The sequence below is a fragment of the Micromonospora sp. WMMD736 genome, assembly GCF_049179015.1.
Taxonomy (GTDB): Bacteria; Actinomycetota; Actinomycetes; order Mycobacteriales; family Micromonosporaceae; genus Micromonospora.
The window spans coordinates 3,515,702-3,537,510 of record NZ_JBMHMI010000001.1 but is presented as its reverse complement, the minus strand read 5'-3'; the positions used below and the strand labels follow the sequence as shown (position 1 = coordinate 3,537,510).

Annotated in this window: 20 protein-coding genes; 10 read left to right on the top strand and 10 right to left on the bottom strand. The window is 70.0% G+C overall.

The genetic code is table 11. The annotated features are described in order from the left end of the window. Positions 1-362 precede the first annotated feature (362 nt). On the top strand, positions 363-1,337 hold the full coding sequence (locus ACN269_RS15570; RefSeq protein WP_421472077.1) for an IS110 family transposase: 975 nt from the start codon (positions 363-365) through the stop codon (positions 1,335-1,337). A gap of 99 nt (positions 1,338-1,436) precedes the next feature. Here the strand turns inward: ACN269_RS15570 and ACN269_RS15565 are convergent, their stop codons facing one another. Further along, positions 1,437-2,198, bottom strand: a complete 762-nt coding sequence (locus tag ACN269_RS15565) for a M23 family metallopeptidase (protein WP_421473129.1) — start codon at positions 2,196-2,198, stop codon at positions 1,437-1,439. A gap of 261 nt (positions 2,199-2,459) precedes the next feature. Beyond that, positions 2,460-3,167 carry a M23 family metallopeptidase gene (locus ACN269_RS15560; RefSeq protein WP_421473128.1) on the bottom strand — a complete coding sequence of 236 codons (708 nt, stop codon included), beginning with the start codon at positions 3,165-3,167 and terminating at the stop codon, positions 2,460-2,462. Positions 3,168-3,595: 428 nt separating this feature from the next. Here ACN269_RS15560 and ACN269_RS15555 point away from each other — a divergent pair, with 428 nt between their 5' ends. From ACN269_RS15555 to sucD, 3 genes are all read left to right on the top strand, one after another. Further along, positions 3,596-4,000: a cobalamin B12-binding domain-containing protein gene (locus tag ACN269_RS15555; RefSeq protein WP_421473127.1), complete on the top strand. Its 405-nt coding sequence runs from the start codon at positions 3,596-3,598 to the stop codon at positions 3,998-4,000. 417 nt (positions 4,001-4,417) lie between these two features. Beyond that, positions 4,418-5,596: an ADP-forming succinate--CoA ligase subunit beta gene (gene sucC, locus ACN269_RS15550; RefSeq protein ID WP_393213665.1), complete on the top strand. Its 1,179-nt coding sequence runs from the start codon at positions 4,418-4,420 to the stop codon at positions 5,594-5,596. A 2-nt stretch (positions 5,597-5,598) separates the two neighbouring features. Beyond that, on the top strand, positions 5,599-6,486 hold the full coding sequence (sucD, locus tag ACN269_RS15545; RefSeq protein WP_121654418.1) for a succinate--CoA ligase subunit alpha: 888 nt from the start codon (positions 5,599-5,601) through the stop codon (positions 6,484-6,486). 63 nt (positions 6,487-6,549) lie between these two features. Here sucD and ACN269_RS15540 read toward each other — a convergent pair whose 3' ends face one another. After that, positions 6,550-6,810, bottom strand: coding sequence for a DUF4190 domain-containing protein (locus ACN269_RS15540; protein ID WP_357174470.1), 261 nt, complete (start codon positions 6,808-6,810; stop codon positions 6,550-6,552). 201 nt (positions 6,811-7,011) lie between these two features. Here ACN269_RS15540 and ACN269_RS15535 point away from each other — a divergent pair, with 201 nt between their 5' ends. Beyond that, on the top strand, positions 7,012-8,325 hold the full coding sequence (locus tag ACN269_RS15535) for a DUF6350 family protein (protein ID WP_421473126.1): 1,314 nt from the start codon (positions 7,012-7,014) through the stop codon (positions 8,323-8,325). A gap of 69 nt (positions 8,326-8,394) precedes the next feature. On the opposite strand, the gene ACN269_RS15530 is transcribed toward ACN269_RS15535, so the two are convergent. After that, the gene (locus ACN269_RS15530; RefSeq protein ID WP_421473125.1) at positions 8,395-8,934 is read right to left on the bottom strand and encodes a DUF4190 domain-containing protein; all 540 of its coding nucleotides are present in this window, start codon (positions 8,932-8,934) and stop codon (positions 8,395-8,397) included. A gap of 26 nt (positions 8,935-8,960) precedes the next feature. After that, a complete protein-coding gene (locus tag ACN269_RS15525) occupies positions 8,961-9,257 on the bottom strand; it encodes a CD225/dispanin family protein (RefSeq protein WP_421473124.1) in 297 nt (98 codons plus the stop codon). Positions 9,258-9,439: 182 nt separating this feature from the next. Between ACN269_RS15525 and purN the strand changes: the two genes are divergently transcribed. Both purN and purH read left to right on the top strand, forming a co-directional pair. Then, positions 9,440-10,060: a phosphoribosylglycinamide formyltransferase gene (gene purN, locus ACN269_RS15520; RefSeq protein ID WP_421473123.1), complete on the top strand. Its 621-nt coding sequence runs from the start codon at positions 9,440-9,442 to the stop codon at positions 10,058-10,060. Then, positions 10,057-11,628: a bifunctional phosphoribosylaminoimidazolecarboxamide formyltransferase/IMP cyclohydrolase gene (purH, locus tag ACN269_RS15515; protein WP_421473122.1), complete on the top strand. Its 1,572-nt coding sequence runs from the start codon at positions 10,057-10,059 to the stop codon at positions 11,626-11,628. The genes purN and purH overlap by 4 nt, the downstream gene beginning before the upstream one ends. Before the next feature lie 112 nt (positions 11,629-11,740). On the opposite strand, the gene ACN269_RS15510 is transcribed toward purH, so the two are convergent. The 5 genes from ACN269_RS15510 to ACN269_RS15490 form a co-directional block, all read right to left on the bottom strand. Beyond that, positions 11,741-12,775 (bottom strand): ABC transporter ATP-binding protein, encoded by a 1,035-nt coding sequence (locus ACN269_RS15510; RefSeq protein ID WP_421473121.1) that lies wholly within the window; start codon positions 12,773-12,775, stop codon positions 11,741-11,743. Next, complete coding sequence (locus tag ACN269_RS15505; protein ID WP_421473120.1) at positions 12,759-13,796, bottom strand: ABC transporter ATP-binding protein; 1,038 nt, start codon at positions 13,794-13,796, stop codon at positions 12,759-12,761. Before ACN269_RS15505 ends, ACN269_RS15510 begins: the two co-directional genes overlap by 17 nt. 6 nt (positions 13,797-13,802) lie before the next feature. Beyond that, positions 13,803-14,759 (bottom strand): ABC transporter permease, encoded by a 957-nt coding sequence (locus ACN269_RS15500; protein WP_421473119.1) that lies wholly within the window; start codon positions 14,757-14,759, stop codon positions 13,803-13,805. After that, the gene (locus ACN269_RS15495) at positions 14,752-15,690 is read right to left on the bottom strand and encodes an ABC transporter permease (RefSeq protein WP_421473118.1); all 939 of its coding nucleotides are present in this window, start codon (positions 15,688-15,690) and stop codon (positions 14,752-14,754) included. Before ACN269_RS15495 ends, ACN269_RS15500 begins: the two co-directional genes overlap by 8 nt. 198 nt (positions 15,691-15,888) lie before the next feature. Then, positions 15,889-17,490 carry a peptide ABC transporter substrate-binding protein gene (locus tag ACN269_RS15490; RefSeq protein ID WP_421473117.1) on the bottom strand — a complete coding sequence of 534 codons (1,602 nt, stop codon included), beginning with the start codon at positions 17,488-17,490 and terminating at the stop codon, positions 15,889-15,891. A 449-nt stretch (positions 17,491-17,939) separates the two neighbouring features. Between ACN269_RS15490 and ACN269_RS15485 the strand changes: the two genes are divergently transcribed. The 3 genes from ACN269_RS15485 (at position 17,940) to ACN269_RS15475 (ending at position 21,548) form a co-directional block, all read left to right on the top strand. Then, entirely contained in the window at positions 17,940-18,800 is an 861-nt protein-coding gene (locus ACN269_RS15485) for a bifunctional methylenetetrahydrofolate dehydrogenase/methenyltetrahydrofolate cyclohydrolase (protein WP_421473116.1), read from the top strand. 128 nt (positions 18,801-18,928) lie between these two features. Beyond that, positions 18,929-19,879, top strand: coding sequence for a malate dehydrogenase (locus tag ACN269_RS15480; protein ID WP_421473115.1), 951 nt, complete (start codon positions 18,929-18,931; stop codon positions 19,877-19,879). Between the two features lie 451 nt (positions 19,880-20,330). Next, on the top strand, positions 20,331-21,548 hold the full coding sequence (locus ACN269_RS15475) for an NADP-dependent isocitrate dehydrogenase (protein WP_421473114.1): 1,218 nt from the start codon (positions 20,331-20,333) through the stop codon (positions 21,546-21,548). Positions 21,549-21,809: the final 261 nt, after the last annotated feature.

Below are 21,809 nucleotides of genomic sequence, written 5' to 3'. Positions count from 1 at the left end.
CTTCTATAGGTGGGCCGGTTCCGGGAGGCTGGCATCGGTAGGGTTCGACGTCGGTGATCGACGAGTGACTCATGCAAGATCTGGCCGCCGTCAGAGGGTGTGCCGTGGAGTGCGACTTGTCCTCGTGGGTTACCGGCGTCGGCCCGGCCCACCTTGCTGGCCTGATCAGAAGCCTGTCCGCGACTGGTATCGCGTGACTCATCACAGATATGCCGCCGGGTGATCGTCTCCCGGGCCGACGCCGTCCGAACGTCGTCCCGTGCAAGGGAGAAGCGTCCGTGTCTTGCATCCTGACAGATCGCCTGGCCGACCGTGTCGACGCGGTTATCGGTGTGGATACCCATACCGATACGCACACCGCTGTGGTCAGCACCCCGGTCGGGACCGTGTTGGCCGAGATCACCGTGCCGGCCACCGCCGACGGTGCCGCTGTTCTGCTGGCCTGGGCCCGGCAGCAGACGAGCGTGCTGGGAACGGGCCGGCGGGCCTGGGCCCTGGACGGTGCCCGCTGTCACGGTGTCGGCCTGCTACGGGTCCTGCGTGCCGCGGGTGAAGATGTCCTGGAAGCACCCAAACCCGCGACCGGCCGCCGCCGGCGAGGCGGCAAGTCCGACGCGCTGGACGCCGTGCACGCCGCTCGTGCCGTGCTGGCCGCCGATCACGTCGCCGTGCCCCGCATCGACGGCGACCGGGAATCCCTGCGCCTGCTGCACGTCTGCCGCCGCCACTACAGCGACACCCGTACCGCCACCATCAACCTGTTCAAATCGGTGATCCTCACCGCCGACGACGACCTACGCACCCAACTACGTGGCCTGAGCACCCTGCGGCAGGTCCAGCACGCCACCACCCTCACCAACGACAACAGCGGCGACCACCTACGCCGCAGTCAACTAGCAGCCCTCGCCGAGCAGATCCTGACCCTCGACCGGCTCCTGAAAGCCAACCTCACCGAGATCCGCACCCTGGTCGACAAACTCTGCCCGACCCTGCTCGACCAACCCGGCATCGGCCCCGTCACCGCCGCGATCACCCTGACCGCCTGGTCACACCCCGGCCGGTTCCGCAGCGAAGCCGCATTCGCCTCACTCGCCGGCGTCAGCCCCGTCCCCGCCAGCTCCGGCCGCACCGTCCGCCACCGCCTCAACCGAGGCGGCGACCGCACCCTCAACGCCGCCCTGCACACCATCGCCAAAGCCCGACAACGCTGCCACCAACCCACCAAGGACTACGTCAACCGCCGCACCACCCAAGGCCACACCCCAGCCGAGATCACCCGCAGCCTCAAACGCTACATAGCCCGCCAAATCTGGCGCATCCTCGAAGCCACCGCTTGACAGCAACCCTCACAGATCTTGCACTTTCGGTTGCCGACTTGAGGGCTCGTGCCCCTTATGTGTCCGCAGAAAGTGCAAGATCGGCGCAGGGGTACGGGGTCAGCAGCCCAGGTCTACGCCTCGGGCGCGCATGAAGGGGGCCGGGTCGATCTGGTTCCACATGCCCTGGTGCACCTCGAAGTGCAGGTGCGGGCCGGTGGCGTCGCCGGTGGCGCCCTCGTAGCCGATCACCTGGCCGGCTTTGACCTTCTCGCCGACGGTGACCGCGATGCGGCTCTGGTGGGCGTAGTGGGTCAGGTAGCCGTTGCCGTGGTCGATGAAGACCGAGTTGCCGTACCCGTCGGCGGCGTCACCGGCCTGGGTGACGGTGCCGGCCGCTGCGGCGCGGATGGGGGTGCCCGACGGCAGCGCCAGGTCGATCCCGGCGTGCAGGGTGCCCCAGCGCTGGCCGTAGCAGGAGGTCACCGCGGCCCCGGGCATCGGGTCGACCCAGGCGGCCGTCGGCTTGGTGGTCTTCTTCGGCTTCGGCTTGGCGGAGGGCTTCTTCGTGGGCGACGGGCTGGCGGTGACCGTCGAGGGGCTGGCGGTCGGGCTGGCCGACGGGGAGGCGGGCGCGCTCGACTCGCGGGCCGAACGGTCGGCCCGGCTGGCCGCCCCGGCCCGGGACTGCGCGTCGAGGGAGAGGGCGGTGGGCGCGGGCCGGTCGGGTCCGGTGGTGGCGACGGCGACCCCGCCCAGGCCGAGGGCGACCAGGCCGGCCGCGCCGAGCACGATGAGGCGGTTTCGTCGGCGGGCACGCCGAGGCTGCTCACCGGTGGTGTCGGGGGTGTTCTCGTTCTGGACGGGGCTGTCTTCCTGCACGGCGGACCTTCACAGTCGAGGGGCACTTGACCTCGAAATACTGGTGCCGGGTCGAGTGGGATGAGCGCGTGGTCCGGCCGCCGCGCACGCGGACGGCGGGCGAACCGGCCCGTTATGAGGCGCTCTTGAGCCCTGCGTCCGGAAAAATGATCATGTGTGCCGTGTGCTGGGTCACAGTCGCCGATGTGACCCAGGAAACATCAGCACATGCAGAACCACCCGGATCGACAGATCCGGGCGGTCAACGGTCAGTACGCAGCGTCAGGACGCGGCTACCTCGCTGTAGATTGCCTCGACTTGCAGCTTGATGTCCACTCCGCGCTCCTGCAGGTACGGAACGGGGTCGATCGGCGCGCCCTTGACATGGAGTTCGAGGTGCAGGTGGGTGCCGTAGGCGTGGCCGGTCTGGCCCACCAGGCCGAGCTGGTCGCCCGCCTTGACCTGCTGGCCCTCCTTGACGCTGAGTGCCGAGGAGTGGCCGTAGATGGCCTCGCTGCCGTCGGGGTGCTGCACGATCACCGTGTAGCCGTAGCCACCGAACCAGCCGGCCTTGGTGACCAGTCCGTCGTGGATCGCCACGTACGGAGTGCCCTCGGGGACCACCAGGTCGGCGCCGGTGTGCAGCTTGCCCCACCGCATCCCGTACGGGGAGTTGAAGTCGTAGCCCTGGAGCGGCAGCATCCAGACGTCGGGCTCGGCCGCTTCCTTGCCGCGACTGTCTCGGGAGGCGCGGTCGGCGTTGTCCGCCCGGGCCGCAGCGTCCTGGCTGGTGATCGACGCCTGCTTGAGCTCGTCGAGCACCGAGGGGCTGACGTCCTTGGCGTCCGGCATGGCCGAGGCGCCCAGCGCCACGAGGCCCGCACCGACGAACGCGGTGGTGACGACCGCCGCGTAACGGCTACGCGGGGGGGTGGGTACGCGGCGGCGGCCGCGATATCTATCGGGCTCAGACGACAGGCGCTGGCGCACGCACACCCTCCGTTGTCGGGGTTCCGAGGCGACCGGTGGACGTCCGTGAAGCTCAGGTGAACGTCTGCCGACCGCGTCGTCACCCGTCCATGGACCTGATGACAACCGTGGACACGTTAGCCAACCACCAGGCGAGTCACAAGCCAGACCGTCGAATTGGCGTGTCGACTTGTCCGTTTGCGTCCGTGATTGTCATGCATCGCGTCGTCGAACGGTGCCCCCGTAACCACCCGTTCGTCGCCGAGCGTGACCGATCCGGCGGAGTAGTCCGGCTTGACGCCGCCGTCGCGCGAGGACGGGTGTCGCCGAGCGTGTCGGGAACACGGCCGGTGTCCCCACGACTACGTGGCCCGGATTTCCCGGCCTCGGCCGGGCGGGTTACCGTTCGTTTAGGTGAAGGCCGTGAAGCCGGTGAAAGGTGTGCGCTGATGAGCTCTCGTATTCGGGTCGTCGTCGCCAAGCCAGGTCTGGACGGCCACGACCGCGGCGCGAAGGTCGTCGCCCGCGCCCTGCGGGACGCCGGGATGGAGGTCGTCTACACCGGCCTGCACCAGACGCCCGAGCAGATCGTGGAGACGGCCATCCAGGAGGACGCCGACGCGGTCGGACTCTCCGTGCTCTCCGGCGCGCACATGACGCTGTTCCGTCGGGTGCTGGAGCTGCTCAGCGAGCGCGACGCGCGGGACATCGTCGTCTTCGGTGGCGGCATCATCCCGAACGACGACATCCCGGAGCTGGAGAAGCTGGGCGTCGCGAAGATCTTCACGCCGGGCGCCACCACCCAGGCGATCGTCGAGTGGGTCCGCGAGAACGTGGCGCAGCCGGTCTCCTGAACGGAGGCGCTGTATCCGGGCACGGGGGAGGGGCCGGACGCACCCCTCACACGTCCGGCCCCTCTATGCACGATGCCCCGCCGCCACCCCTCGACCGACAGGGCATCGGCCGTCTCCCGTCATCGCGCTGTGCAGCGCTCCGACACCTGACTCAACGACGACCCCACGGCCGGGTTACGCACCCCTGCCAACATCGCCCGGACGGCTGACACCAGCCCTGGCCTGGCCGGAACCGGTCGTGTCCCGAGCGCCACTGTGCATTACCGCACACCGCGCACCCGCTCGGTTGCCGGCCGTGCCCACCTCGCTAGGCTGCCGCCAATGGCCTGTTTCAACTGATGACAGGCGTCAAACTGTTTTTTGAACGCTGGTGGCGGCGCGACGGCGCGCCGCGGAGACGGGACGGGACGCGCAATCGTGGACCTGTACGAGTACCAGGGGCGGGACCTGTTCGAGCGGCACGGCTTGCCCGTGCTGGCCGGCGGCGTCGCCACGACCCCGGAAGAGGCCCGCGCGATCGCCGAACGCCTCGGCGGTCGAGTGGTCGTCAAGGCGCAGGTGAAGGTCGGCGGCCGAGGCAAGGCCGGTGGCGTCAAGCTCGCCGAGGGCCCGGATGAGGCGGTCGCCAGGGCCACCGACATCCTGGGCATGGACATCAAGGGTCACACCGTCCACAAGGTCATGATCACGGTGACGGCGGACGTGGCCGAGGAGTACTACTTCTCGTACCTGCTCGACCGGGCGAACCGCACCTTCCTCTGCATCGCCAGCGTGGCCGGCGGTATGGACATCGAGCAGGTCGCCGCCGAGACCCCGGACCGCGTGGTGAAGGCGCCGATCGACGCCAACACCGGTGTCGACGAGGCCAAGGCGCGGGAGATCGTCACCGCGGCCGGCTTCCCGGCCGAGGTCGCCGACCAGGTCGTCGAGGTGGCCGTCGGCCTGTGGCAGGCGTTCGTCGCCGAGGACGCCACCCTGGTCGAGGTGAACCCGCTCGCCAAGAACGGCGACGGGCGGCTGCTGCTGCTCGACGCCAAGATCACTCTGGACGAGAACGCCGCGTTCCGGCACCCGGACCACGAGGCCCTGGTCGACCAGGCCAGCGTGGACCCGCTGGAGCAGGCGGCCAAGGAGAAGGACCTCAACTACGTCAAGCTCGACGGTGAGGTCGGCATCATCGGCAACGGCGCGGGTCTGGTCATGTCGACCCTCGACGTGGTCGCGTACGCCGGTGAGCGGCACGGCAACGTCAAGCCGGCCAACTTCCTCGACATCGGCGGCGGCGCGAGCGCCGCGGTGATGGCGAACGGGCTGGAGATCGTGCTCTCCGACCCGGCCGTGAAGAGCGTCTTCGTCAACGTCTTCGGCGGCATCACCGCCTGCGACGAGGTCGCCAACGGCATCATCCAGGCGCTGGCCCTGCTCGAGCAGCGCGGCGAGCAGGTCACCAAGCCGCTCGTCGTCCGTCTCGACGGCAACAACGCCGAGGCTGGCCGGGCGATCCTGGACGGCGCGAACAACCCGCTCGTGCAGCGGGTGGACACCATGGACGGTGCGGCCGAGCGGGCCGCTGAGCTGGCAGCTGCGGGGGTCTGATCATGGCTATCTGGCTGACCAAGGACTCGAAGGTCATCGTCCAGGGGATGACCGGATCCGAGGGCTCCAAGCACACCCGGCGGATGCTCGCCGCCGGCACCAACGTGGTGGGCGGCGTCAACCCGCGCAAGGCGGGCCAGAAGGTCGACTTCGACGGCACCGAGCTGCCGGTCTTCGCGTCCGTGGCGGACGCCATGGCCGAGACCGGGGCCGACGTCACCGTCATCTTCGTGCCGCCGCAGTTCACCAAGGCCGCCGTGGTCGAGGCGATCGACGCCGCGATTCCGCTGGCCGTGGTGATCACCGAGGGTGTGCCGGTGCACGACACCGCCGCGTTCTGGGCGTACAACCTCGCGCAGGGCGAGCGCACCCGCATCATCGGGCCGAACTGCCCGGGCATCGCCTCGCCGGGCGCGTCCAACGCCGGCATCATCCCGGCCGACATCACCGGCTCCGGCCGGATCGGCCTGGTCAGCAAGAGCGGCACGCTGACCTACCAGATGATGTACGAGCTGCGCGACATCGGCTTCTCCACCTGCGTCGGCATCGGTGGCGACCCGATCATCGGCACCACGCACATCGACGCCCTCAAGGCGTTCGAGGCCGACCCGGAGACCGACGCCATCGTGATGATCGGTGAGATCGGCGGCGACGCCGAGGAGCGGGCCGCCGAGTTCATCAAGGCCAACGTCACCAAGCCGGTGGTCGGCTACATCGCCGGCTTCACCGCGCCGCCCGGCAAGACCATGGGCCACGCCGGGGCGATCATCTCCGGCTCGGCCGGCACCGCCGAGGCGAAGCAGGCGGCACTGGAGGCCGTCGGAGTGAAGGTCGGCAAGACGCCGACCGAGACCGCGAAGCTGATGCGGGAGATCATGTCCGGCAACTGAGCCGGCAGGGCAACAGCGAAGGGGTCGACCGGAACCGGTCGGCCCCTTCGTCGTACCGCCGGCTCAGTCGTTGTTCCAGAACGGGTAGTTGCCGGTGAGCCGCAGGATCGAACCGCCGATGATGTTGATCACGCCGAAGGCGATGGCGAGGTAGCCGAGGACCGGCGACTGCCCGTTACGCCGCGCGTCGCGCAGTGACAGGTAGCCGAAGATGATGCCGAGGATGCCGCAACAGATCAGGCCGAGGACGATGCCCAGCACGCCCCAGAGCGTGGTGCGGTCCCGGCCCCTGGCCGGCGGTGGCGGCGGGTATGCGGTCGTCACGACTACCTCCGGTGGGTCGTGGGCGGCCGACCGACCCGGGTCGCGACCCGGCGGGTGGGACCCGACGGCGGCGACGGCCAGCCCCTCAGGGCCGACGCTAGACCCGGCCGGGTCGCCCGGACCCCGGTTCGCCCAACTCGCCGCCCTCCGGGGCGGGTTATCGGACTGCCACAGCCCGCCCGACGTGCCAGAGTAGAGCGGATGTCCCCCGTCACCCCTGACCGTCCCAGCCGTGCCGGCGGCGTCCGCGCCGACGACCGGCCGGTCGACCGCGCCGCGCCGCGCCGACGGGTGCCCGCGCCCCGCGCCGGCGGGTCGCCACGCGGTCGGGCGCCGCTGCCCGTCGCCGCCGGGGTGGCCGCCGGCGGGGCCGCCCTCACCTCGTACCTGCCGGTGGCCATCGTGCTCGGCCTGGTGCAGCTCGGTACGGACTCCAGCACGCTGGGCGGCACCCTGCGCACCGCGTTGGCCGGTTGGCTGGTGGGGCACGGCGTTCCGCTGCACACCGAGGCGGGCCCGTTCGGGCTCGCCCCGCTGGCGCTGACCGTGCTCGCGCTGTGGCGACTCAGCCGGGCCGGTGTGCACGTGAGCCGCGCGATCGGCGCCCGCGACAGCCGCTCACCGCGCCGCGCGCTGATCGCGGCCGGAGCGGTCGGTCTGGCGTACGCGCTGCTCGGCGCCCTCGCCGCGGTGCTGATCGGCGCGCACGGTCCGCAGGCGTCGCCGGTGCGGGCGGCGGCCACGTTCGCGGTGGTCGGTGCGCTCGGCGCGCTGGTCGGCGCAATCCGGATCACCGCCGTGACCCGGCTGCTCGTCACCCGGCTACCCGGCCCGCTGCGCGACGGCGTCCGCACCGGACTGGTGGCCGCGCTCCTGCTCCTCGGGGCGGGGGCCGGTGCGGCCGGCCTGGCCGTGGCCACCGGCGGCGGCGACGCGGCGGACATGATCGGCGCGTACCGGACCGGGGTGGCCGGGCAGGCCGGGATCACCCTGGTCAGCATGGCGTACGCGCCGAACGCGGCGGTCTGGTCGACGAGCTATCTGCTCGGCCCGGGCTTCGCGGTCGGCGTCGACACGGCCGTCCGTACCAGTGAGGTGTCCGTCGGCGCGTTGCCGGCCGTACCCCTGCTCGCCGGCCTGCCGCGCGGCCCGGTGGACGGCCTCGGTGCCCTGCTGCTCGCGGTGCCGGTGCTGGCCGGGATGGTGGCCGGCTGGCTGCTCGCCCGTCGGCTGGCCCGCGTCGCCGGGCCGGAGCGCGCCCCGCGACGCTGGGCGGAGTTGCTGGCGCCGGCGGCGCTGGCCGGGCCGGTGGCCGGCGTGCTGCTGGGTGTCGCCGCCGCGGCCTCCGGCGGTCCGCTCGGCGCGGGGCGGCTGGCGCAGCTCGGGCCGGTGGCCTGGCAGGTCGGTGCCGTGGCGGCCGGTGTCGTCGCGGTCGGCGCGCTGCTCGGCGCCGCCGCCACCCGGGTGCTCGCCCGCGCCCCCCGTCCCACCCCACCAACGCGCCCCACCACCTGACCTCTCGGCCGGAAAGGGCGCGGGGCGCCCCGGAGGAGATCCGGAGCGCCCCGATACGAGCCGAGCCGATCAGGGCTCGGTGGGCAGGCTGAAGCTCCCGATGATGTTCAGAAGGAGCAGCAGGATGCCGAGGCCGACGCCGACCGCGCCGCAGATCAGACCGGCCTTGGCCTGGCCCGCGTTGTTGGCCTGGCCCTGGGCGACCTTCTGCTTGGCGAGGTAGCCGGTCACCACGGCGGCGATGCCCACCGGGATACCCAGGTAGACGCAGCAGACCAGCGGGATCGACGCGATGCCGAGGATCATCGACACCAGACCGAGGGTGTTGTTCTGCCCCTGGGCCTGCGGGTACCCGGCGTTCGGGTACGTCGGAGCGCCGTAGGGCTGCTGCTGCCCGTACGGCGCCTGCGGAGCGCCGTACGGGTCCTGCGGCGGCTGGCCGTAGGGCGGCTGCCCCGGGGCGGGCTGGCCGTACGGCTGACCCGAGGTGGGCTGCTGCCCGTACGGGGCGGCCGGCGGCGGGGCGTACGGGTCGTGCGGCGGCTGGGGTGCGGTCGGGTCGTTCGGCTGCTGGCCGTACGGGTCCTGACCGGGATTACCGGGCTGCATTCGAGAGAACTCCTTGGTCGGTTCCGTCAGTTGGTGCTGCTGTCCCCACTCATGATCGCGCCCAGACCACCCAACGCACAGCACAGCAGCACGATGACGAGCCACGCGATGCCCACGATGAGGGCCCACTTGGACCACTTGCGCGACTCCGCGGCGGCGGCCTGCGCGCCGGCGTAGTCGCCCTGCTGCAGCAGCGGGTTGACCTTCGACGCGTTGATGATTGCCGGGATGGCCAGGGGCCAGAACAGGAAGATGGCGACGATCGACATCGTCATGTTGTTGTTGATCGGCGGCTGCTGCTGGGGGTGGGCGCCGGGATGCATGGGGGTGCTCCTCATTCGATCGGCACGCTCGCCGTGCCGGATTACTGACAGGGGTGCGGGCCGGCGCGGTGTCCGGCCCGAGCGACCGGCAGCGTACCGGTTCGATGCTCGTCCGCACCGGCACAGACGCGGCGCGCCGCCCGGTCGAAGGGCGTTCGTGACCTGCCCGATAGGGTGTTGCGGTGACCGAGCCTGCTTCCGTCGCCCGTATCGTCGTCCTCGTCTCCGGCTCGGGGAGCAACCTCCAGGCCCTGCTGGACGCCGCCGTCGATCCCGCGTACGGCGCCCAGGTGGTGGCGGTCGGCGCGGACCGTGACGGCATCGCGGGCCTGGACCGGGCCGAGGCCGCCGGGGTGCCGACCTTCGTCGAGCGGGTCCGGGACCACGACAGCCGGGAGGACTGGGACCGGGCGCTCACCGCGCACGTCGCCAAGCACCAGCCCGACCTGGTCATCTCCGCCGGGTTCCTCAAACTGGTCGGCCCGCACTTCCTCGCCGCCTTCGGCGACCGCTACCTGAACACGCACAACACCCTGCTGCCGGCGTTTCCCGGCATCCACGGCCCGCGCGACGCCCTCGCCTACGGCGTGAAGCTCACCGGGGCCACGCTGTTCTTCGTCGACGCCGGCATGGACACCGGGCCGATCGTGGCGCAGGTCGCGGTGCCGGTGCTCGACGACGACGACGTGGACACCCTCACCGAACGCATCAAGGAAGCCGAGCGTCGCCAGCTCGTCGAGCAGGTCGGTCGGCTGGTCCGCGAAGGCTGGACCATCACCGGAAGGAAGGTCACGGTTCCGTGAGTCCCACTCAGGACGGGCGTCGCCCGATTCGGCGGGCGCTGGTCAGCGTCTACGACAAGACCGGTCTGGTCGAGCTGGCCCAGGCCCTGCACGCGGCCGGCGTCGAGATCGTGTCCACCGGCAGCACGGCGGGCGCCATCGCCGCAGCCGGCGTGCCGGTGACGCCGGTGGAGACGGTGACCGGCTTTCCCGAGGTGCTCGACGGGCGGGTGAAGACCCTGCACCCGAAGGTGCACGCGGGCCTCCTCGCCGACCTGCGCAAGGACACGCACGTGGCGCAGCTCGACGAGCTGGGGGTGGCCGCGTTCGACCTGTTGGTCTCCAACCTCTACCCGTTCCAGGCGACGGTCGCCTCCGGGGCCGGCGTCGAGGAGTGCGTGGAGCAGATCGACATCGGCGGCCCGGCCATGGTGCGTGCCGCCGCCAAGAACCACGCCTCGGTCGCCGTGCTCACCGACCCGGCCGGCTATCCGGCGCTGCTCGGCGCGCTCGACGAGGGCGGCTTCACGCTGGCCCAGCGTCGGGCGCTGGCGGCTCGCGCGTTCGCCGACATCGCCGAGTACGACGTGGCGGTGGCCCAGTGGTGTGCCCGTGAGCTGGCCCCCGCCGACGACACCTGGCCGGCGTTCGCCGGTTCGGCGCTGCGCAAGTCGACGGTGCTGCGGTACGGCGAGAACCCGCACCAGCCGGCCGCGCTCTACACCGACCCGGACGCCCCGGCGGGGTTGGCCCAGGCCGAGCAGCTGCACGGCAAGGAGATGTCGTACAACAACTACGTCGACGCGGACGCCGCCTGGCGGGCCGCCAACGACTTCGCCGACCAGCCGGCGGTGGCGATCATCAAGCACGCCAACCCGTGTGGCATCGCGGTCGGCGTCGACGTGGCCGAGGCGCACCGCCGGGCGCACGCCTGTGACCCGGTGTCGGCGTTCGGTGGCGTCATCGCCGTCAACCGGCCGGTCTCGGTCGAGATGGCCCGGCAGGTGGCCGACATCTTCACCGAGGTGGTGGTCGCCCCCGGCTTCGACGAGGGCGCGGTCGAGGTGTTGCAGGGCAAGAAGAACATCCGGCTGCTGCGTGCGCCTGCCTGGACCCCGGCGAAGATCGAGTGGCGGCCGGTGACCGGTGGCGTGCTGACCCAGGTCGCCGACCGGGTGGACGCCCCCGGCGACGACCCGGCGACCTGGCAGTTGGCGACCGGCGAGGCCGCCGACGAGGAGCTGCTGCGCGACCTGGCGTTCGCCTGGCGGGCGGTGCGCGCGGTGAAGAGCAACGCGATCCTGCTCGCCAAGGACGGCGCGACCGTCGGGGTGGGCATGGGTCAGGTCAACCGGGTCGACTCGGCCCAGCTCGCGGTCAGCCGTGCCGGCGCCGACCGGGCCCGTGGCTCGGTGGCCGCCTCGGACGCGTTCTTCCCGTTCGCCGACGGCCCGCAGATCCTCATCGACGCAGGCGTCCGCGCCATCGTCCAGCCCGGCGGCTCCATCCGCGACGAAGAGGTCGTCGAAGCGGCGAAGAAGGCCAACGTAACGATGTACCTGACCGGAACCCGCCACTTCTTCCACTGACCCCCCTCGCCCCCGGTTCTCGTTGATCATGAAGTTGTTGCCCTGACACGCCGATGTGCAGGGCAACAACTTCATGATCAGCCGGGGAAAGGGCCTGGCGAGGGGCCGGGGGTCAGGCCGTGGTGGGGGAGCGGAGTTCGGCGAAGTGGCAGGCGGACGGGTGCGGGTCTGCCGCTCTCGGCACGGTCTGCGGGTCCTCGATCGCGCAGATCTCCTGCGCCTTCCAGCAGCGGGTCCGGAAGTGGCAGCCGCTGGGCGGGTCGGCCGGGCTCGGCACGTCGCCGACCAGCCGGATCATGGTGCGCTGGTCGCGTACCTCCGGGTCCGGCACCGGCACGGCCGAGAGCAGAGCCTGGGTGTACGGGTGGGTGGCGCGCTCGTAGATCTCGTCCTCGGTGCCGATCTCGACGATCCGCCCGAGGTACATGACCGCGACCCGGTCGGCGATGTGCCGCACCACGGACAGGTCGTGGGCGATGAAGATGTACGAGAGCCCCAGCTCGTCCTGGAGCTGCTCCAGCAGGTTGATCACCTGGGCCTGGATGGAGACGTCGAGCGCCGAGACGGGCTCGTCGCAGACGATCACCTCGGGCCGCAGCGCGAGCGCACGGGCGATGCCGATGCGCTGGCGCTGACCGCCGGAGAACTGGTGCGGGTACCGGTTGATGTGCTCCGGGTTCAGCCCGACGACGTCCAGTAGCTCCTGGACCCGCTTGGCCTTGCTGCCCTTGGGTGCGGCGTCCGGGTGGATCTCGAACGGCTCGCCGATGATGTCGCCGACCGTCATCCGCGGGTTCAACGACGTGTACGGGTCCTGCATGACCATCTGCATGTTGCGGCGCAGCCGGCGCAGTTCGGAACCGGAGGCCTTGAACAGGTTCCGACCTTCCAGGGTGGCACTTCCGGAGGTCGGCGTCTCCAGACGCATGAGCAGCCGGGCGAGGGTGGACTTGCCGCACCCGGACTCGCCGACCACGCCCAGCGTCTCGCCCCGGCGCAGCTCGAAGCTCACGCCGTCGACGGCCTTGACCGCACCGATCTGCCGCTGGAACAGCACACCCTGAGTGATCGGGAAGTGCTTCACCAGGTTGTCGACGGAGAGGATGGTCTCGCCCCGGACCTTGCTGGAGCTAGCGGGCGCTGTCATCACGGACCTCCTGCGCGAAGTGGCAAGCGCTGGTCCGGCCGTCGCCGAGGACCAGGTCGTGCGGCACCTCGTCCACGCAGACCTGCTGCGCGTACGGGCACCGGGGGTGGAAGGGGCATCCGGAGGGGATGCGCATGAGGTTCGGGGGCAAACCCTTGATCGTCGCCAGTTCCTGGCCGCGGACGTCCAGGCGGGGGATCGATTCCAACAACCCCTTGGTGTACGGGTGGGCCGGCGCCTTGTACAGCGAGCGGACGTCGGCGTGCTCGACGATCCGACCGGCGTACATGACCGCGATCCGGTCCGCGACGCCGGCGACCACGCCCAGGTCGTGGGTGATCAGGATCATCGCCATGTTGAGGTCCCGGCGCAGGTCGGCGAGCAGGTCCATGATCTGGGCCTGGACCGTGACGTCGAGCGCCGTGGTGGGCTCGTCGGCGATGAGCACCTTCGGGTCCAGCGCCAACGCCATCGCGATCATGACGCGCTGCCGCATGCCGCCGGAGAACTGGTGCGGGTAGTCACCGATCCGCTTGGCGGCACCGGGGATCTTGACCAGGTCCATCAGCTCGATCGCGCGACGGCGTGCGTCACTCCGGGACATGCCGGCGCGCTGGCGCAACGTCTCGCCGATCTGCCACCCGACCGGGAAGACCGGGTTCAGGGCGGACAGCGCGTCCTGGAAGATCATCGCGATCTCCTTGCCGCGGACCTGCCGGTGCTGCTCCTCGGAGATGCCGAGCAGGTCCTGACCCTGGTAGAGGATCTGCCCGGAGCGGACGAACGCGGGCGGGGTGTCCAGGATGCCCATGATCGCCTGCGCGGTGACCGACTTGCCGGAGCCGGACTCACCGAGCACGGCGAGGGTCTCCCCGGCGTCCAGGTGGTACGACACGCCGTTGATCACCCGGGCCACACCCTCGTTGGTCCGGAACTCGACGTGCAGGTCCCGCAGCTCCAACAGGTGACCGCCCTCGGGCGTGGCGGAGGCGGGCGTGGGTTCGACGGTTGCGTGGGTCATGGGATGTCACCGCAGCTTCGGGTCGAAGGCGTCACGGATCGCGTCGCCGAGCATGATGAACGCCAGCACGGTCAGCGCGAGGAATGCCGACGGGACGAGCAGCGGCGTCGCCGCCTCCCGCATGTGGATCCGGCCGGTGTCGATGTCCTGGCCCCACGAGATGGTCGGCGCCTTCAGTCCGATGCCCAGGAAGGAGAGCGTGGCCTCGGCGGCGATGAACGAACCGAGCGCGATGGTCAGCACGACGATGGCCGGGGCCAACGAGTTCGGCAGGATGTGTCGCCACATGATCCGGCCGTTGCCGGCGCCCAGCATCCGGGCCGCCGCGACGTAGTCCTGCTCCTTGGCCGTGATCACGGAGGAGCGGACCACCCGGGCGGCGGTGGTCCAGCCGAGCAGGGCCAGCACGAAGATCACCGCACCGATCCGAGCCCACTGGCTGTCACTGGACACCCGCTTGAGCAGCACAATCGCGGCCAGCAGCAGCGGGATGCCGAGCACCACGTCGATCACCCGGGAGAGCACCGCGTCGACCCACCGGCCGAAGTAACCGGCCAGCATGCCGACGACCAGCGCGATGATCCCGGTGCCGACCGCGGCGAGCGCGCCGACCAGCAGCGAGGCCCGGGTGCCGTAGACCGCCCTGGCGTACGTGTCGCAGCCCTGAAAGTCGTACCCGAAGATGGCCCCGCCGGACGGCCCGGCGTGCTGGCGGGAGAGCAGGCAGTCGTTCGGGCTGTTGGCGGTGAAGACGCCGGGGGCGATCGCCATCAGGGTGAAGATCACGACGAGCGCCAACGAGATCCAGAAGATCGGGTTCCGGCGCAGGTCGCGCCACGCGTCCCCGGCCAGGCTGCGCGGCTTCTGCGGCGCACCGACCTGGTTCGGGGTGCCCGGCTCGCCCGAGGGGCCACGCCGGGCGGCCTGGTTCTCGGTGGCCGCCACAGTCTCAAAGTCACTCATAGCGGATCCTCGGGTCGAGTACGGCGTACAGGACGTCCACCACCAGGTTCGAGACCAGGTAGACCACGACGAGCACACTGACGATGCCCACCACCAGCGGGCCGTCCTCGGTGCGGATGCCGCGGAAGAGGTTGAAGCCCACGCCGGGGATGTTGAAGACGCCCTCGGTGATGATCGCGCCGCTCATCAGGTTGCCCAGTTCCACACCGAGGAAGGTGACCACCGGGATGAGCGAGTTGCGCAGCACGTGGACGGTGATGATGCGGCGCTTGACCAGACCCTTGGACCGGGCGGTCCGGACGTAGTCGGCGCGGAGGTTCTCGGCCACCGAGGTACGGGTCAGCCGCAGCGCGGTGGCCAGCGACAGCGAGCCGAGCACGATGCCCGGCAGCAGGAGCGCGTAGAACGACGGGTCCGAGCCGGCGGTGGGTGGGAAGAGCTGCCACTTGACGCCCAGGAAGTACTGCGCCAGCGGGGCCAGCACGATGGTCGGGATGCCCAGCACCAGCAGGGTCAGTACCAGCGTCGAGTTGTCGAAGATGCTGGCCCGGCGGACGCCGGCGAGCACCCCGGCGGTGACGCCGAAGATGATCGCCACAGCGAGCGCGATGAGCGCGAGCCGCACGGTGACCGGCCAGGCCTGCTGGAGGATGTCACCGATGTTCCGACCGGTGAGCGACTCGCCCAGATTGCCCTGGAGCAGGTTCTTCACGTAGTCGAAGTAGCGGTAGAAGAAGCCGCCGACGCCGGTGGCGTCCAGGTGGTACTTCTCGGTCAGGTAGGCCCGTTGCGCTGGCGTCACCGGCCGTTCGCCGGCGAGCGCCTGGATCGGGTCGCCCTGCCCGGCGAATGTCAGCGCGTAGACGATCAGGGTGGTCCCGAAGAAGGCCAGGACCATCTGCAGTAGGCGCCGCAGGATGTAGCGGAACATGCTTAGCAGTCTCTCCGGAAATGTGCGAAAGGGTCGCAGTACGGCATCTCTGGTCGTACCCGAAATATCTCCAGACGTGCCGTTCGGCCCGGGGAAGCCGGCGTCACCGACGCCGGGTCCGCTGCTGCGGCCCGGCCCCGGTGGTGCGGATCGGGCCACCCAGGCTTCGTCGCCCGGGTGGCCCGCACCATGCTCAGCTCAGTTGGCTGCTTCGATCTTGACGAGGTTGACCCGCTGGAACAGGTCCATCTCGACGTTCTTGACCTTGGACGAGTGGCCGAACACGTTCTCGCCGAAGCGGAGCGGGATCACCGGCATGTCCTTGGCCAGGATGTCCTCCGCCTGCTGGTACTTGGCGATCGCCTCGTCCTGCGTCTTGGCGGCGGAACCCTCCTTGACCAGCTTGTCGAACTCCGGGTTGCTGTAGCCGTAGTAGTTCGACGAGCCGTTCGTGCTGTACAGCGGGCCGAGGTAGTCCTCCATGGTCGGGTAGTCCATGACCCAACCCATCCGGAAGGCACCCACCGGCGTCTTGTTCTCGACCTTGGTGAGCAGGTCGGCGAACTTCGGCTCGGCCGAGCCCACGGCGTCCACGCCCAGGTTGGCCTTGAGCTGGTTGACCGTGGCGTCGACCCAGTCCTTGTGACCACCGTCGCCGTTGTACGAGATGACGATCTTCGACGGGCCACCGGCGGCCTGGTAGAGCTTCTTGGCCTCGGTCGGGTTGAACTCGCCAAACTTGCCGGTGGTGTCGTCCCGGTAGCCCGGCAGGACCGGCGAGACGAAGGAGCGCGCCGGCGTCTGCGAGCCCTTGAAGACCGACTTGGTGATCTCGTCACGGTCGATCGCCATCGAGATGGCCTTACGGACGTCCGGGTTGCTGTAGTCCTTGTCGAACGTCGGGAACGCCAGGAACTGGAACGACGACATCGGGCTGGTCTTGTACCGGTCACCCAGGTCGCTCGGCGCGGTGCTCAGGCTCTCGGTCGGGATCGTGGGCAGCACGTCCAGGTTGTCCGCCAGGACGTCCGCGTAGGCCGCGGTCAGCTGCTGGTAGATCCGGAACTCGACGTTCTTCACCTTGGGCTTCTCGCCCGGGAAGGCGTCGTACCGCTCGACGTCGATCTTGCTGTCGTGCTGCCAGGTGCCCTTCATCTTGAAGGGGCCCTGCCCGATCGGCGCCTGCTCGTAGGAGTCCTTGAGCACGCCCGGGGCCGAGAACGCGGCGTCCGGCATCGGGAAGAACGCGTTGTAGCCCAGCGTGGTCTTGAAGTCGATGTACGGCTCGGAGAGCGTCACGGTGAAGGTGAGGTCGTCGACCTTCTTCAGGCCGGACATCTCCTTGGCCTTCGGCGCCTTGCCCTGCAGGTCCGCGTAACCGGCGATCTTCTCGAAGAACGGGTTGGTGTCCTGGCCGTTCGGGGCGTACGCGCCGTAGTTCCACGCGTTGATGTAGTTCTGGGACGTGACCTTCTCACCGTTGTGGAAGGTGTAGCCGTCCTTGAGCTTGATCGTCCAGACCTTGTTGTCCGTCGAGGTGACCGAGTCGGCCGCGACCTCGTACGGCTTGTTCTGGGCGTCGTAGTCGACGAGCGGGCTGAACAGGCCGGCGATGACCTGCGAGCCGGACGTCTCGGTGGTGTTGGTGGGAACCAGGTGCTTCGGCTCGGCGATCTGGATGCTGACCACCGAACTGTCGCTGCCGCCGGATCCACCGTCTCCGCCGCTGCCGCAGGCCGCGAGGCCCAGCGTCACCGCGAGCGGGAGGGCGGTCCAGGCGGCGAGTCTACGAACTCGCATTGAGCCTCCTCATCTCCTCACGCTGCGCAGTCATGCCCGACGCTGGGTTTACGCTGCGCAACAAGCGGTAACGGTAGGTCGCCTTACCGCCTGTCGACAACGGCTGGGTCGCGGGCGGGTAACGGTTCCAGGTGCACCTGCTTGCGGGTGGTCTCAACGCGTGCTACCCCAAACCGGATAGGCGGTGCTGACCTCGGCGTTCGGCCGGGATGTTGGCGATCCTGAGTGCGCTGCTGGGGCGATTTCGGTTGCCCTCCGGCGATTCGACCGGTGCCGGCCAGTCCTGCGGCCGCTGACCGTTTCAGCGGTGACCAGTTACACAAACAGTCACTGATAGTGATGAAGAGCACGTGACTCATCGTCACCAGCGGGCGTGTGATCAGAGCCCCTACGGTCGACCGGAGCGAGGTCCCGGGAACGGCAGGTGCCGGACATGAGACGATCTGGTCGTGACGGCGACGCTTCTGGACGGCAAGGCGACCGCAGCGGAGATCAAGGACGAGCTGCGGACACGGGTGAAGGCTCTCGCGGAGCGCGGCATCATCCCCGGGCTCGGCACGGTCCTGGTCGGGGCCGACCCGGGAAGCCAGGCGTACGTCAACGGCAAGCACCGCGACTGCGCCGAGGTGGGCATCGCCTCGATCCGCCGGGAGCTGCCGGCCGACGCCACCCAGCAGCAGGTCGACGACGTGATCGCCGAGCTGAACGCCGACCCGGCGTGCCACGGCTACATCGTCCAACTGCCGCTGCCCGCCCACCTGGACACCCAGCGGGTGCTGGAGCTGATCGACCCCGACAAGGACGCGGACGGCCTGCACCCGGTCAACCTCGGCCGTCTGGTCCTCGGCTACGACGGTCCGCTGCCCTGCACCCCGCGCGGCATCGTCGAGCTGCTCCGCCGCCACGACGTGGCGCTGCGGGGCGCCACCGTGGCAGTCGTGGGCCGGGGCAACACCGTCGGCCGCCCGCTCGGCCTGCTGCTCACCCGTCGCAGCGAGAACGCCACGGTGACCCTCTGCCACACCGGCACCCTCGACCTCGCCTCGCACACCCGTGCCGCCGACATCGTCATCGTCGCGGCCGGCGTACCCGGGCTGCTGACCGCTGACATGATCAATCCCGGCGCGGTGGTGGTGGACGTCGGCATCACGCGGGTGATCGGTCCCGACGGCAAGGGCCGCTACACCGGGGACGTCGACCCGGAGGTGGCCGAGACGGCCGGCGCGCTCGTCCCGATGCCCGGCGGTGTCGGCCCGATGACCCGCGCGATGTTGCTGACCAACGTGGTGGAGCGCGCCGAACGCGGCTGACCCCGTGCGCCGGGGGACACCGGTGACGTTCACCCCATCCCGGGGAAGGCCGCCGCCCCTGGCCCGATCGGTGTCAGGATGGCTGATACGGTCCGGAAAACCGACTGGTATCAGGGAGTGGGACGACCATGGGTAAGAAGGTCACTGTCGTCGGGGCTGGGTTCTACGGCTCCACCACCGCACAGCGCCTGGCCGAGTACGACGTCTTCGACACTGTAGTGATCACCGACATCGTGGAGGGCAAGCCCGCGGGCCTCGCGCTCGACCTCAACCAGTCGCGGGCCATCGAGGGCTTCGAGACCAAGGTGGTCGGCGTGACCACCGGCCCGAACGGCGAGGGCTACGAGGCCATCGAGGGCTCCGACGTCGTGGTCATCACCGCCGGTCTGCCCCGCAAGCCGGGCATGAGCCGGATGGACCTCCTCGAGACCAACGCCAAGATCGTCCGCCAGGTCGCCGAGAACGTCGCCAAGTACGCCCCGAGCGCCGTCGTCATCGTCGTCTCCAACCCGCTGGACGAGATGACCGCCCTGGCGCAGATCGCCACCCAGTTCCCCAAGAACCGGGTCCTCGGCCAGGCCGGCATGCTCGACACCGCGCGGTTCAGCAACTTCGTCGCCGAGGCGCTGAACGTGCCCGTGGCGTCCGTACGCACCCTGACCCTCGGCTCGCACGGCGACACCATGGTCCCGGTGCCGTCGCAGAGCACCGTCAACGGCAAGCCGCTGCGCGACGCCATGCCGGCCGAGCAGATCGAAGAGCTGGTCGTCAAGACCCGTAACGGTGGCGCCGAGGTCGTCGCGCTGCTCAAGACCGGTTCGGCGTACTACGCCCCGTCCGCCGCCGCCGCCCGGATGGCGAAGGCCGTGGCCGAGGACTCCGGCGACGTCATGCCGGTCTGCGCCTGGGTCGACGGTGAGTACGGCATCTCCGGCGTCTACCTGGGCGTCGAGGCCGAGATCGGCGCCGAGGGCGTCCGTCGGGTCGTCGAGACCGACCTGGACGCCGACGAGCGTGCCAGCCTCCTGGAGGCCGCCGAGGCCGTCCGCGCCAAGCAGAGCGACATCTCCAGCATGTAGTACCCACGAACGCAGAAAAGGGCGCGCCGGCTCCGCCGACGCGCCCTTTTCACGCCCCACCCACCCCCCCACCCACCCCCCCACCCACCCCCCCACCCACCCCCCCACCCACCCCCCCACCCACCCCCCACCCACCCCGGCCCCCGGCCCCGATCCGGGCGGTGATCATGAAGTTGTTGTCCCGACGCGCCGTGCGGGCGGGCAATAACTTCATGATCATCCGGTGGACCGGCGCGGGCCGGAGGGGTGGCGCGGGAGCGGGGGGCGGGGGGTGGGGGGATTTCGGTGGATCTGGGGGTGTGGGTCGGTGGCATCGCGCGGCCGTGTCGGGGAACTGCTGTGCCGGGCAGCCTGGTTTCAGTGGTCGGCCGAGGCCGGCTGGGGGCTGCCGGGCCAATTGCAGTACGCTCGTACTGCTTGAGCACGTGTCCCCCGAGAGGAGCGCCGGCCGATGGCGAAGATCAAGGTAAACAACCCGGTCGTGGAGCTCGACGGCGACGAGATGACCCGGATCATCTGGAAGCAGATCCGGGAGCAGCTGATCCTGCCCTACCTCGACGTCGACCTGCACTACTACGACCTGTCGATCCAGTACCGCGACGAGACCGACGACCAGGTCACCATTGACGCCGCCAACGCCATCAAGGAGCACGGCGTCGGCGTCAAGTGCGCCACCATCACCCCGGACGAGGCCCGGGTCGAGGAGTTCGGCCTGAAGAAGATGTGGCGGTCGCCCAACGGCACCATCCGCAACATCCTCGGCGGCGTCGTCTTCCGTGAGCCGATCATCATGTCCAACGTGCCGCGCCTGGTCCCCGGCTGGACCAAGCCGATCATCATCGGCCGGCACGCCCACGGTGACCAGTACAAGGCCACCGACTTCGTCGTCCCCGGCCCGGGCACGGTGACCATCACCTACACCCCGGCCGACGGCGGCACGCCGATGGAGATGGAGGTCGCCAACTTCCCCGGCGGCGGCATCGCCATGGGCATGTACAACTACGACGAGTCGATCCGGGACTTCGCCCGCGCCTCGTTCCGGTACGGCCTGGACCGCAACTACCCGGTCTACATGTCGACCAAGAACACCATCCTCAAGGCGTACGACGGCCGGTTCAAGGACATCTTCGCCGAGGTGTTCGAGGCGGAGTTCAAGGCCGAGTTCGACGCCGCTGGCCTGACCTACGAGCACCGGCTCATCGACGACATGGTCGCCGCCGCGCTCAAGTGGGAGGGCGGGTACGTCTGGGCCTGCAAGAACTACGACGGTGACGTGCAGTCCGACACCGTCGCGCAGGGCTTCGGCTCGCTGGGCCTGATGACCTCGGTGCTGCTCTCCCCGGACGGTCGTACCGTCGAGGCCGAGGCGGCGCACGGCACGGTCACCCGGCACTACCGGCAGTACCAGAAGGGCGAGAAGACCTCGACCAACCCGATCGCGTCGATCTACGCCTGGACCCGGGGCCTGGCCCACCGGGGCAAGCTGGATGGCACCCCGGCGGTCACCGAGTTCGCCAACACCCTGGAGCAGGTCATCGTCGACACCGTCGAGGGCGGTCAGATGACCAAGGACCTCGCGCTGCTCATCTCGCGCGACGCCCCGTGGCTGACCACCGACGAGTTCATGAACGCGCTCGACGAGAACCTGGCCCGCCGGCTCGCCGCCTGACCAGAGCCTCACCACCGGAGCCCGTCGGCAGCCGCCGGCGGGCTCCGCTGTGTCCGGCGGGCGACACGCGGGCGGCGTCACCGGCCTCGGGGCGCCTCGTTGACCAGGGTGGACGAGATGCCAGTCGCGTCCGAGAAGGTTGACCGAGGTCGACCGCGGTGTGTGTGCCGATCAGCCAGCCTTCCCGGCTGTGTCGCGCACAGCCAGCCGTCCCTTCCCTGCGGGGGGCCCTGTCCCGGGCCCCCCGCGCCCTGTTCCCCG